Here is a 12605-nt window from a genome sequence, read left to right as displayed (position 1 = left end):
TGGCCTCCGCGAGGCAGGCGCCGTTGGCCGACTTCTGCGTGTACTTGCGGTACTGCGGCAGCGCGATGGCGGCCAGGATCGCGATGATCGCGACGACGATCATCAGCTCGATGAGGGTAAAGCCGTTCTGCTTCTTCATGGTGAATCCCCTGGGGTGAATGACAATTCGCGGATATGACGGACGATTCGCCGCGCTTCGGCCTGCCGTGCGCTCTCCGTGCGGCGAAGCATACGCACAACCCGTGCCAAACATTCCTTCGCCAATCCGCCGCTCGGAGTTGAGCCGTCCGTCACGGTTCGATGCGCCGGGTCACGGAACGCCTGACCTCCCGCGTCAGGTTGCGCGAGCGGCTGACGTGACGGGTCAATCCGCGACTACTCGATCCCCAGCTTCTTAAGCTTGTAGCGCAGCGCGCGGAAGGTGATGCCCAGTGCCGCCGCGGTCCGCGTCTTGTTGTAGCGGTTCTCCTGCAGGGCGTGCTGGATGGCGGCACGCTCGATCTCCTCGATGTACGAGGGCAGGGCGCTGGTCGCGGTGTCCCGCGGATCCTGGGTGCGCGGGTCGACGGGCGGGGCCGGCGCCGCAGCCGCCGGGGGTGGCGCGGCGGCGGTCGCGCCGGGGCGCGGCGAGGTCTTCGGCAGGCTCAGGTCGTCGGCGCGGATCACCGTGCCGTCGGCCATGGCGAGGGCCCGCTCGAGGATGTTCTCGAGCTCGCGCACGTTGCCCGGGAACCCGTAGCCCCGCAGGGCCTCGAGCGCATCCGGGGACAGGCTCGGCGCCGGGCGGTCCTGCGCGGCGGCGAGCCGGCGCAGGATGACGTCGGCCAAGCCTGCGAGGTCCTCGGGGCGCTCGCGCAGCGGCGGCACGCGCAGCTCGATGACGTTGATGCGGTAGTAGAGGTCGTGGCGGAAGCGGCCTTCCTCGACCAGCGCGGCCAGGTCCTTGTGCGTGGCCGAGAGGATGCGCACGTCGACCTTGACCTCGGCGTTCGAACCCACCGGCCGGATCGACTTCTCCTGGATCGCGCGAAGCAACTTGACCTGCATCGGCAGCGGCAGCTCGGCGACCTCGTCGAGGACCAGGGTGCCGCCATCGGCCGCCTGGAACAGGCCGGGCTTGTCGGCATGGGCGCCGGTGAACGAGCCCTTCTTGTGGCCGAAGAACTCGCTCTCCATCAGCTCGGCCGGGATCGCGCCGCAGTTGACCGGGACGAACGGCCCGGACGCGCGGCCGCCCTCGGCGTGGATGGTCCGGGCGACCAGTTCCTTGCCCACGCCCGATTCGCCGGAGATGTACACCGGCGCCTGGCTGCGGGCGACCTTGGTCAGCGTGGCGCGCAGGCTCGCCATCGCCGGCGATTCGCCGAACAGCCGCGAGGAGATGCCCGCTTCGCTGGCCGCCCGGCGGCGCTCGTGAAGCTCGAGCGCCTGGCGGACCAGGTCCCGCAGCACGCCCAGGTCGACCGGCTTGCTCACGAAGTCGAAGGCGCCGGCCTTCAGGGCCTCCACGGCCGCCTCGACGTTGCCGAAGGCCGTGATCATCGCGACCGGCGTGGTCGGATGCTTCTGGTTGATCTCGGAGACGATCTCGAGCCCGGTGCCGTCCGGCAGGCGCATGTCGGTCAGGCAGAGGTCGTAGGTATTGCGGGACAGCAGCGCCCGGGCGTCGGTGAGGTTGGCGGCCGTGTCGCAGCGCAGGCCCATCCGGCCCAGCGTCATGACCAGCAGTTCGCGGATGTCGCGCTCGTCGTCGACGACCAGCGCGGACTTGGCGGGGGTGCTACGGGTTTCGGCCATCGGATCCTCCGCCGGGCACCTTAGCGGAAGTGACAGGCTGCGGCCACTTTGGGCCGTTTTCGTCAACCCCGCGTCAGGTCAGCGGCCGAGCGCGCTCATGCGGATGCGGAAGCAGCCGCCGACGCCGGGGGTCGGCACGTAGTCGAGGCTGGCCTGGTTCGCCCGGCAGAGTTCGCGGGCGATGTAGAGCCCGAGGCCGGTGCCGTGGCTCGACGTGGTGAAGAACGGGCGGAACAGCCGCGTGCGCACCATCTCCGGAATGCCCGGGCCGCGGTCGAGCACGTCGAGCACCGGTTGCCCGGCCTCCACGCTCACCCGCAGCGTCACCCGCGCGGGCTCGCCGGGCATGCGCCCGTAGGTCAGCGCGTTGTGCACCAGCACCGTCACCACCTGGTGCAGCTGGCGCGGATCGAACAGCGCGTTCGCTTCGCGCAGCGACGACGCGCTGCCCAGCGTGTCGCCCTCGATGCCGTGGCTGACCAGGTAGTCCTCGACGAAGTGCGCCGAGAAGCCGACGAGTTCGACCACCTCGGGTTTGGCCGGCTCGCGCCGCGCGAGGCCGAGCACGTTCTCGACGATGCCGTTCATGCGCTGCACGTGCTGGTGGATGATCTCCAGCAGGCGTCGATCGGCGACGCGGATGTCGTCGGATTCCTCGAGCAGTTGCACGGCATAGCTCATCGCCGCGAGGGGGGTTGCGGATCTCGTGCGCGAGGCTCGCCGAGAAGCGCCCCAGCGTAGCCAGCGTGATCGATTCGGCACGCTGCGACACCAGCGAGGTGTCGTCGAGGAACACCAGCGCCTGGTCGCTGTTGGCCTGCAGGCGGGCGAAACGCGGGATCACGTCCGGCTGGTCGACCGCCAGGCGCACCGGTGCGTCGTCGACGGCCCCGCCCTGCCGCCAGGCCGCCAGCCGGCGGCCGAGCTCGGGCACGGCGACCGCCAGTTCGCGATAGCCGTTCGCCTCGTCGCCGATGTCCCCGAGCAGCGCGGTCGCGGCCTCGTTCGCGAGCTTCATGCGGCCGCTGCCGTCCACCAGCACGACGCCGGTGCGGAGCCGGCGGATGATCAGTTCGTTGACCTGCGCGAGGTGTTCGTTCTCGGTCGTGCGCAGCGCGGCGATCTCGTAGCTCTCGCGCATCTGGCGGCCGAGCACGTTCATCACCGTGGCGAGCGCGAAGTAGCCGATCGCGAACATCACGGGCTCGGCCAGCGCGCGCCGCGTATCGGCATCGGCCGCGCTCCACGCGTATTCGGCGATGAGGCCGAGCACGGCCACGCCGGCGGCCGTGAACGCCATGCGCGGCGGCAGCAGCAGCGCCGCGGCGCCGACGTTGAACATCAGCATCAGTGCGATGCCGGTGCCGGCGACCGGGATCGCGTGGATCGCGAGGATGCCGAAGAAGAGGTCGGCCGCGACGCCGACGCCGGCGGAGACGCGCACGTCGAGCCGGCGCCCGAGCGCGAGCACGATCAGCGAAACGAACAGGTAGGCGATGACCACCGAAGGCGCCAGCACCACCGCGCGCGGCGCCCCGACCACGCCCTCCACCGGCCCGAACACCAGCAGCACCAGCAGGGCGGCTTCCAGGACGCGATAGAGGTTGAACAGCCGCAGCTCGCGGTAGAGGACGTGGTCGGCGTCGAGCGGGGTAACGACGGTCTGCAGGGGCACGGCGCGCGTCCGGCGGGCGGTCGCGCGAGTATAGGTGCCCGCTCCACGGGGCGTTCCCGGGCGGGTTTTTGCGGCCGACCGCCCCGATCGGCGACAATACGGCCCCCTCGCGCCGGCCCGCCGGGCGTGCATTCGCGCGCGAGCCCCACGTCCATCCTTCGGTGACGCATGAATTTCCACGAATACCAGGCGAAGCAGCTCTTTGCCGACTACGGCATCGCCGTTCCCAAGGGCATCGTCGCCCGCTCGCCGGACGAGGCGGTGGCGGCGGCCAAGCAGATCCCGGGCGACCTGTGGGTCGTCAAGGCGCAGATCCACGCGGGCGGCCGCGGCAAGGCCGGCGGCGTGAAGCTCGCGAAGAACTTCGACGAAGTCGCGCAGTACGCCAAGCAGATGCTCGGCACGAAGATGGCGACCTACCAGACCGCCGGCGTCGAGCTGCCGATCGACAGCGTGCTGATCTCCGAAGGCACGGACATCGCGAAGGAGCTGTACCTGTCGGTGCTCGTCGACCGCGCCACCAAGTCGGTGACGTTCATCGCGTCGGCCGAGGGCGGCATGGACATCGAGCAGGTCGCGGCCGAAAAGCCGGAAGCGATCCACACGCTCAACATCAACTACGTCGAGGGCCTGCAGCCGTACCAGTGCCGCGACATCGGCTTCGCAATGGGCCTCAACGCGAAGCAGGTCGGCCAGCTGACCAAGATCATGACGGGCCTGTTCAAGCTCTTCATGGAGAAGGACCTCGCGCTGGTCGAGCTCAACCCGCTCGCGATCCTCACCACCGGCGACCTCGCCGTGCTCGACGGCAAGATCAACTCCGACGACAACGCCTCGTTCCGCCATCCCGAGCTCGTCGCCATGCGCGACGTGCGCCAGGAGGACGAGACCGAGGTGCTGGCGTCGAAGTACGACCTCAACTACGTCACGATGGACGGCGACATCGGCTGCATGGTCAACGGCGCAGGCCTGGCCATGGCGACGATGGACGTCATCGCGCTCAACGGCGGTTCGCCGGCGAATTTCCTCGACGTGGGCGGCGGCGCCACCAAGGAGCGCGTCACCGAGGCCTTCAAGCTGATCCTGTCGAGCGACAAGGTGAAGGCGATCTTCGTCAACATCTTCGGCGGCATCGTCCGCTGCGACATGATCGCCGAGGGCATCATCGGCGCGGTCAAGGAAGTCGACGTCAAGGTGCCGGTGATCGTGCGCCTCGAGGGCACGAACGTCGAGGCGGGCAAGGAGCTCCTCACGAACTCCGGCCTCGCCATCACGCCGGCGGACGACATCAACGACGGTGCGAAGAAGGCCGTCGCGGCCGTCAAGCAGGCCGCCTGACCATTACGCGCGGCGGCGTGATGCTTTTCAGAGCCCCCTTGAGTGAAGGGGGCGGCCCGGAGCGAAGCGATGGGCCGGGGTTGTGGAAGCAACTCCTGACGGACAAAGGCGTTTCGCCGTTGTCCGATGCATCCGAAGCCGAACGACTCCGAATTTCGAAGGACTCCAAGACATGTCCGTTCTGATCAACAAGGACACGAAGGTGCTCGTGCAGGGCTTCACCGGCTCGCAGGGCACCTTCCACGCGCAGCAGATGCTCGACTACGGCACGAAGGTCGTGGGCGGCGTCACCCCGGGCAAGGGCGGCACCACGCACCTCGGCCTGCCGGTGTTCAACACGATGGAAGAAGCCGTCGCCGCCACCGGCGCCGATGCCTCCGTCATCTACGTGCCGCCGCCGTTCGCGGCCGACGCGATCATGGAAGCCGCAGCCGCCGGCATCCGCGTCATCGTCTGCATCACCGAGGGCATTCCGGTGCTCGACATGCTGCGCGCGAAGAACGTGCTGAACGGCTATCCGGAGACGGTGCTGGTCGGTCCGAACTGCCCCGGCGTGATCACGCCGGGCGAGTGCAAGATCGGCATCATGCCGGGCCACATCCACATGCCGGGTAAGATCGGCATCGTGTCGCGCTCGGGCACGCTCACGTATGAAGCGGTGAAGCAGACGACCGACGTCGGCCTCGGCCAGTCGACCTGCATCGGCATCGGCGGCGACCCGATCAACGGCACCAACTTCATCGACGCGCTGAAGTGGTTCCAGGACGATCCGCAGACCGAGGGCATCATCATGGTCGGCGAGATCGGCGGCAGCGCCGAGGAAGAAGCCGCGGAGTTCATCTCGCAGTACGTGACCAAGCCGGTTGTCGGCTTCATCGCCGGCGCGTCGGCGCCGAAGGGCAAGCGCATGGGCCACGCGGGCGCGATCGCGTCCGGCGGCTCGGGCACGGCCGAAGGCAAGTTCGCGGCGCTGGAGAAGGCGGGCGTCACCACGGTGAAGTCGCCCGGCGACCTCGGCGCGGCGATCGCGAAGAAGCTCGCGGGCTGATCGCCCGCACCGCCGAACACCAAGAAGGCCGCCTCCGGGCGGCCTTTTTCGTTGGGCGATCCCGGCATGGGAACGGACGCGACGGCCCGGCGCGCGCGACGCACGGAATGGACGGTCGCTTCGCGCGCGGCGCGTAGAATCGTCGCCCACCACAGGAGCCCGACATGCCGCTGCGAATCGCGCTCGCGCAGTTCGACTTCCCGGTCGGCGACATCGCCGGCAATGCCGCGCGCATCGAAGCGCTGATCGCGCAGGCGCGCGACGAGCACGGCGCGGCGCTCGTCGTCTTCCCCGAGCTCACGGTGAGCGGCTATTCCCCGGAGGACCTGCTGCTGCGGCCCAGTTTCCTGGCCGATTGCGAGCAGACACTGGCCCGCATCGCGACGTCGACGCGCGGCATCACCGCCGTGGTCGGCTGGCCCGAAAGCGCGGGTCCGGTGGTGTACAACTCGGCCAGCGTGCTGCGCGACGGGCGCATCGAGCGGACGTACCGCAAGCGCGAGCTGCCCAACTACGCGGTGTTCGACGAGCGGCGCTATTTCTCGGTCGATCCCGACGGCGGCGATTGCGTGGTCGAGGTCGACGGCGTGCAGGTGGGCCTCGTGATCTGCGAGGACCTCTGGTTCCCGGAGCCGCTGGCCTCGACCGTTGCCGCGGGCGCCCGGCTGGTGGTGGTGCCCAACGCCTCGCCGTTCGAGCACGACAAGCACGCGGCGCGCGACGCGCTGCTGACCGAACGCGCGCAGGCGGCCGGCGTCGGTATCGCCTACGTCAACGTGGTCGGCGGCCAGGACCATGTGGTGTTCGACGGCGCGTCCGTCGTGGCGGACGGCGACGGCACCGTGCACCCGGCCGCCTGCGCGTTCAGCGACGAATGGCTGGTGGTCGACTACGACGACATCGAACGGCGCTTCTCGCCGGTGCTGTGGCGCGAGGACGGCGACGAAAGCCCGGAGGCGCTCGCCTGGCGCGGCATCGTGCGCGGCACGCAGGACTATTGCCGCAAGAACGGTTTCGAGAAGGTGTGGCTGGGTCTGTCGGGCGGTATCGACTCGTCGCTGGTGCTGGCGATCGCGGTCGACGCGCTGGGCGCGCAAAACGTCACCGCCGTTCGCCTGCCGTCGCGCTACACCGCGGATCTTTCGAACGATCTCGCCGCCGAGCAGTGCGAGCGGCAGGGCGTGCGCCTGCTGACGCTGCCGATCGAGGCGCCGTTCGAGGGCTACCTCGACACGCTCGCGTCGACGTTCGAGGGGCACGCGGTCGACACGACGGAGGAGAACCTGCAGTCACGCATCCGCGGCGCGATGCTGATGGCGCTGTCGAACAAGTTCGGCGGGCTGCTGCTCACGACCGGCAACAAGAGCGAGTACGCGGTCGGCTACGCGACGATCTACGGCGACATGTGCGGTGGCTACGCGCCGATCAAGGACGTCTACAAAACCGACGTGTTCCGCCTCGCGCGCTGGCGCAATACGGTCGGCGACCGCGTGATCCCGCAGGCGGTGATCGAGCGGCCGCCGTCGGCCGAGCTGCGCGAGAACCAGAAGGACCAGGACTCGCTGCCGCCCTACGACGTGCTCGACGCGATCCTGCAGCGGCACGTGGACGGCGAGCAGTCGCGCGACGAGATCGTCGCGGCGGGCTTCGATGCCGCCACGGTGGAGCGCGTGCTGCGGCTCGTGCGCATTTCGGAGTGGAAGCGGCACCAGGCCGCGCCCGGGCCGAAGATGACGCGCCGCGCGTTCGGCCGCGAGCGGCGATACCCGATCAGCAGCGGCTACCGCTGAGGCCCGCCCGCGCCTCGGGACACGCCTCCCGTAACGGAAAACGCCGCCCGGAGGCGGCGTTTTCATCCAATCCCTGGCTCAGTGCTTGAGCGCGGAGGCGTCGCCGCCGAACGGGTTCAGCCGACGCAGGTGGCCCGGGTAGTCCGGCCAGTCGCCGTGCAGGTACGGATGGTTCGGGTTCGCCTTCTGCAGCTCGGCGCGCGCGTCACCGGCCAGCGCGGTGTTGCCCAGTGCGGTGTAGGCCGCGGCGAGCGTCGCGATCGCATCGGCCTGGTAGGCCGACTGCGGATAGTTCTCGAGCACGTACTTCGCGCGGTCGATCGCGGCGACGTTCGCATCGCGGCGCAGGTAGTACAGCGCCGTATCCACCTCGTAGCGGGCGAAGGTGTCGCGCAGCTTGGCCATGCGGTCGCGCGCGTCGGCGGCGTAGCGGCTGTTGCCGTAGCGCTCGACGACGATGCCGAAGTCGTTGTACGCCTGCATCGGCGTCGCGAGGTCGCGGCGCGCCGGGTCGAGGTGCCACACGCGCTGCAGGAACACCGCGTCGCGCGAGGAGTTCACCAGGCCGCGCAGGTAGTACAGGTAGGCGATGTTGCGGTGCGTCGGATACGTGCGGATGAAGCGGTCGATCGTGCTGACCGCGTCCTCGTGCTTGCCGGCCTTGTACTGGGCGTAGGCCGTCTCGATCAGCGCCTGCTCGGTGTACGGGCCGTACGGGTACTGGGCGATGAGGCGCTTGAAGGTCTCCTCGGCGCTCGACCAGTTGCCGTTCTGCATCGACTTCTCGGCCTTCTGGTAGATCACCTCGACGGGCTGGCCCTCGAAGGCGTCCTTGTTTCGGCTCTTGAAGCGCGCGCAGCCGGTTCCGGCGAGCAGCGAGACCGCGAGGACGGCGATCGCCGCGCCACGGAAGAGGGTCGCGGGCGACGGTCGGAAGGCGGAACGATGGCTCATGGGATCGACGGATGCCGGATCGGGAGACGGGAAGGCCGGATAATAGCAGGCCCGTCTTAACCGGCCCGCGCTGGTGGGACACCCCGCGACCAGGCCGTTCCGCATGACCCAGACCATCACCCTCGAAGCCCGCGTTCCCGACGCCAGCGCCGGACGGCGCTTCGACGCCGTGATTGCCGAACTCTTTCCCGAGCACTCCCGCTCGCGGCTCGCCGGCTGGATCAAGTCGGGCCAGGCCCTGCTGGACGGCCGCGAGGCGCGGCCCCGCGATCCGGTGCGTGGCGGCGAACGGGTGACCGTGGCCGCCGAGATCGGCATCCAGACCGACGCACCGGCCGAGGACATCGCGCTGGACGTGCTGTACGAGGACGCCGACGTGATCGTGCTCGACAAGCCCGCCGGGCTGGTGGTCCACCCCGGCGCCGGCAACCCGGCCGGCACGCTGGTGAACGCGCTGCTGCATCGCGACCCCTCGCTCGCGGCGCTGCCGCGCGCCGGCATCGTGCACCGGCTCGACAAGGACACGTCGGGCGTGATGGTGGTGGCCCGCACGCTGGAGGCGCATACGTCGCTCGTCGACCAGCTGTCCGCGCGCGAAGTGCACCGCCAGTACCTGGCCGTGGTGGTCGGCGCGCTGGTGTCCGGCGGCACGGCCAACGCGCCGATCGATCGCCACCCGCGCGACCGCCTGCGCATGGCCGTGCGCGACGATGGCAAGGACGCGGTGACGCATTTCCGCCTGCGCGAACGCTTCCGCGCGCACACGCTGCTCGAATGCCGGCTCGAGACGGGCCGCACGCACCAGATCCGCGTGCACATGGCCCATCTCAAGCATCCGATCGTGGGCGACCCGCTGTACGGCGGACCGCTGAAGCTGCCGCGTGGCGCGTCCGAGGACACCATCGCCGCGCTGCGTGGCTTCAAGCGCCAGGCGCTGCATGCGGAGACGCTCGAGTTCCGCCATCCCGTCAGCGGCGAGCCGGTGCGCTGCACCGCGCCGGTGCCCGCGGACCTGCGCGCGCTGATCGACGCGCTGCGCGAGGACCTGCGCGAACACGAGGCGCGGGCCCGTTGAGCCCGTTCCTGCCTGCGGACTGGCCGGCCCCGCGCGCGGTGCACGCGGGCACCACGCTGCGCCACGGCGCCGGGCGTTCGCAGGCGCCGTTCGACACCTTCAACCTCGGCAACCGCCACGCCGCCGATGGCGATGCGCCGGCGATTGTCGAGGCCAACCGCGCCGAACTCGTGGCGCATCTCGGCCTGCCCGCGGCGCCGCGCTGGCTGCGCCAGGTGCACGGCACGCGGGTCGTTCGGCTGGAGGCGGGCGACGCCCTCGACGGCGAACCCGAGGCGGACGCGGCGGTGACGTCCGAGCCGGGCGTGATCGTCGCCATCCTCACCGCCGACTGCCTGCCCGTTCTGTTCGCCGCCCGCGACGGCTCGGAAGTGGCCGGGGCGCACGCCGGCTGGCGCGGGCTCGCCGACGGCGTACTCGAGGCCACGCTCGCGGCGATGCGCACGCCGCCCGGCGAGGTGGTCGCGTGGCTGGGCCCGGCGGCCGGGCCGGCGGATTACGAGGTCGGCGTGGACGTGTACGACGCGTTCGTCGCCCCGGACTGGACCTGCGGCGGCGCGTTCGCGACCGCCCGGCCGCACCATTGGCGCGTCGATCTGTACGCGTTGGCGCGACGGCGGCTGGCGCAGGCCGGCATGGCGGAGGACGCGATCCACGGCGGCGGCCTGAGCACGATCGCCGAGCCGGCACGCTTCTTCTCGCACCGGCGCGATCGCCGCACCGGGCGCATGGCGTCGCTGGTCTGGATCGATCCCCGCGGCTGAGCCCAAGCGGCTGCATCCGGCCTTGACGCGGCAGGGCGCATAACGGCGCCGGCCGGATCACCGGCGTCGGGGGTGGTGGTGGCGGTCGAGCATTCCAATATCAATCGGGCGCTGCCGGTGCTCGTCGGCGCCGCGCTCGTGCTCGGCTTCCTGTACTGGGCCAAGGTCATCGTGATCCCGGTGGCGCTGGCCATCCTGTTCACGTTCCTGCTGGCGCCGCCCGCGCATTACCTGGAGCGCCGCGGTTTCTCGCGCGTGGTCTCCAGCGTGCTGATGACGACGCTGGCGCTGGCGCTGGCGATCGCCGCAGGCTTCGCCGTCACGCGGCAGGTGGGCAGCCTGCTCGATTCCTATCCGCGCTACGAGCCCAACGTCACCGCGAAGATCGAGCAGCTGCGGGCGCGCGGGCGCACCGGCCTGCTGGACAAGGTGCAGTCGGTGGCCGAGCGCATTTCGACGCAGCTCGACCGTCGCGGCCCCGCGCCGATGACGCGCGCCGAGCGCGAGGCCGCGCGTGCGCAGCCGGTGCGGATCGTGCACGACGAGCCGGTGCGCATGTCGCAGCTGTGGGCGGTCGCCGGCCCGCTGATCGAGCCGCTGGCCACGCTGGGCCTCGTGATGGTGCTGGTGATCTTCATGCTCATCCACCGCGAGGACCTGCGCGACCGGGTGATCTCGCTGGTCGGCGTGGACCAGCTCGCCGACACCACCCGCGCGCTCGAGGACGCCGGCCAGCGCGTCAGCCGCTACCTGCTGATGCAGCTGGCGGTGAATGCCGGGTTCGGCGTCGCGGTGGCGATCGGGCTGTGGCTGATCGGCGTGCCGTATGCGTTGCTCTGGGGTTTCTTCGCGGCGGTGCTGCGTTATATCCCGTACCTGGGATCGTGGATCTCCGCATTCCTGCCGGTTGCGCTGAGCCTGCTCATCGCGCGCGAGTGGACCACGGCGCTGCTCGTCGTCGCGCTGTTCGGCGCGCTGGAACTCGTCACCAACATGGTGATCGAACCGTGGGTCTACGGGCGCGGCATGGGCGTGTCGCAGGCGGCGCTGCTGATCGCGGTCGCGTTCTGGACGTGGCTTTGGGGGCCGGTGGGGCTGGTGCTCGCGTCGCCGCTGACGGTCTGCCTCGTCGTACTCGGCCGCTACGTGCCGTTCCTGAAATTCCTCGACACGCTGCTCGGCGACACGCCGCCGCTCGCGCCCGCGCACCGCTACTACCAGCGCCTGCTCGCGCAGGACGACACCGAGGCCGCCGACCTGCTCGACGATTACGCCGCGCTGGACGGGCTGGACCGCGCCTACGACGAGATCGTGGTGCCGATGCTGGGGCATGCGCGCGAAGACCTGCGCCACGGTCGCCTCGACCCCGCCGACCATGCGCGCGTGGTCGACGAGGCGCACGCGATGGTGGATGCGCACCGGCGCCTGATCCGCCCGGACGCGCTGGTCGGTGCCGATCGCACGCGCGTGCTGGCGATCCCCGTGCGCGACGCCGTCGACGAGGTGGCGCTGACCATGCTGGGCAAGCTCGTGGACATGGGCCGCATCGACTGGGCGCCCGCGACGTCGGCCGTGCTGGCGTCCGACGTGGTCGAGCAGGTACGCGCCGCGGGCGTCGACGCGGTCGTGCTGGTGTCGGTGCCGCCCGGTGGGCTCGCGCAGGTGCGCTACGTGATCAAGCGACTGCGCACCGCGTTCGACGACCTGCCGGTGCTGGTCGTGCGACCCGGCCTGCAGAGCGGCGCACAGATGCGCCAGCGTCGCGAGCTGGCGGAACTCGGCGTGTCGCGCCTGGCGACCACGCTGTCGGCGGCCGCGTCGGAGCTGCGCAAGATCGCGTCGCTGGCGGGCTGATCGGCCTCAGTGCCGGGGCGGCGCCGGCGCCACGAGCGGGATGCGCCGCTCGCCGCCCGACCGGCGATCGCCGCCGGTGCGGCGCTCGTGCCAGGTGCCGCCCTCGCGTTCCGTCGGCTCGTCCTCCGCGCGCTCGGCGTGCGCGTCGATGTCGAGGTGCACGTCGCGGAGTGCCTGCAGGTACGTGCGCCGCCAGTGCGTGACGTCGTGCGCGCAGAGGTGGCGGAACATCGCGTCCCATCGCTCGCGGCGCTCGGCCAGCGGCATCGTCATGGCCTGCGCGATCGCATCGCCGGCGCCGTCGATGTCG

9 protein-coding genes and 2 pseudogenes are annotated in these 12605 nt (G+C 70.5%); 6 read left to right on the top strand and 5 right to left on the bottom strand.

The window, feature by feature from the left end:
• The 3 genes and pseudogenes from E4F61_RS12610 to E4F61_RS12600 form a co-directional block, all read right to left on the bottom strand.
• Positions 1 to 139, bottom strand: a 139-nt coding sequence (locus E4F61_RS12610; RefSeq protein ID WP_133479990.1) for a prepilin-type N-terminal cleavage/methylation domain-containing protein, incomplete at its 3' end; no start/stop codon positions are given.
• Between the two features lie 236 nt (positions 140 to 375).
• On the bottom strand, positions 376 to 1797 hold the full coding sequence (locus E4F61_RS12605; protein ID WP_133479989.1) for a sigma-54-dependent transcriptional regulator: 1422 nt from the start codon (positions 1795 to 1797) through the stop codon (positions 376 to 378).
• 78 nt (positions 1798 to 1875) lie between these two features.
• Positions 1876 to 3466, bottom strand: a pseudogene (locus E4F61_RS12600) (sensor histidine kinase).
• A gap of 174 nt (positions 3467 to 3640) precedes the next feature.
• Here E4F61_RS12600 and sucC point away from each other — a divergent pair.
• The 3 genes from sucC (at position 3641) to E4F61_RS12585 (ending at position 7648) form a co-directional block, all read left to right on the top strand.
• Positions 3641 to 4810 carry an ADP-forming succinate--CoA ligase subunit beta gene (gene sucC, locus E4F61_RS12595; protein ID WP_133479988.1) on the top strand — a complete coding sequence of 390 codons (1170 nt, stop codon included), beginning with the start codon at positions 3641 to 3643 and terminating at the stop codon, positions 4808 to 4810.
• Between the two features lie 172 nt (positions 4811 to 4982).
• Positions 4983 to 5858 carry a succinate--CoA ligase subunit alpha gene (sucD, locus tag E4F61_RS12590; RefSeq protein ID WP_133479987.1) on the top strand — a complete coding sequence of 292 codons (876 nt, stop codon included), beginning with the start codon at positions 4983 to 4985 and terminating at the stop codon, positions 5856 to 5858.
• A 164-nt stretch (positions 5859 to 6022) separates the two neighbouring features.
• Positions 6023 to 7648: an NAD+ synthase gene (locus tag E4F61_RS12585; RefSeq protein ID WP_133479986.1), complete on the top strand. Its 1626-nt coding sequence runs from the start codon at positions 6023 to 6025 to the stop codon at positions 7646 to 7648.
• 78 nt (positions 7649 to 7726) lie between these two features.
• Here the strand turns inward: E4F61_RS12585 and E4F61_RS12580 are convergent, their stop codons facing one another.
• On the bottom strand, positions 7727 to 8602 hold the full coding sequence (locus E4F61_RS12580; RefSeq protein ID WP_133479985.1) for an outer membrane protein assembly factor BamD: 876 nt from the start codon (positions 8600 to 8602) through the stop codon (positions 7727 to 7729).
• 103 nt (positions 8603 to 8705) lie between these two features.
• On the opposite strand from E4F61_RS12580, the gene rluD reads away from it, so the two are divergent.
• From rluD to E4F61_RS12565, 3 genes are all read left to right on the top strand, one after another.
• On the top strand, positions 8706 to 9677 hold the full coding sequence (rluD, locus tag E4F61_RS12575) for a 23S rRNA pseudouridine(1911/1915/1917) synthase RluD (protein WP_133479984.1): 972 nt from the start codon (positions 8706 to 8708) through the stop codon (positions 9675 to 9677).
• Entirely contained in the window at positions 9674 to 10441 is a 768-nt protein-coding gene (gene pgeF, locus E4F61_RS12570; protein WP_133479983.1) for a peptidoglycan editing factor PgeF, read from the top strand. Before rluD ends, pgeF begins: the two co-directional genes overlap by 4 nt.
• A 78-nt stretch (positions 10442 to 10519) precedes the next feature.
• The gene (locus E4F61_RS12565) at positions 10520 to 12295 is read left to right on the top strand and encodes an AI-2E family transporter (RefSeq protein ID WP_202909001.1); all 1776 of its coding nucleotides are present in this window, start codon (positions 10520 to 10522) and stop codon (positions 12293 to 12295) included.
• A 6-nt stretch (positions 12296 to 12301) separates the two neighbouring features.
• Here E4F61_RS12565 and E4F61_RS12560 read toward each other — a convergent pair.
• Positions 12302 to 12605, bottom strand: a pseudogene (locus E4F61_RS12560) (hypothetical protein); the annotation flags it as partial.

Source organism: Cognatilysobacter segetis (assembly GCF_004359965.1).
Classification (GTDB): Bacteria; Pseudomonadota; Gammaproteobacteria; order Xanthomonadales; family Xanthomonadaceae; genus Cognatilysobacter; species Cognatilysobacter segetis.
This window is presented reverse-complemented; position numbering and strand designations above follow the sequence as displayed.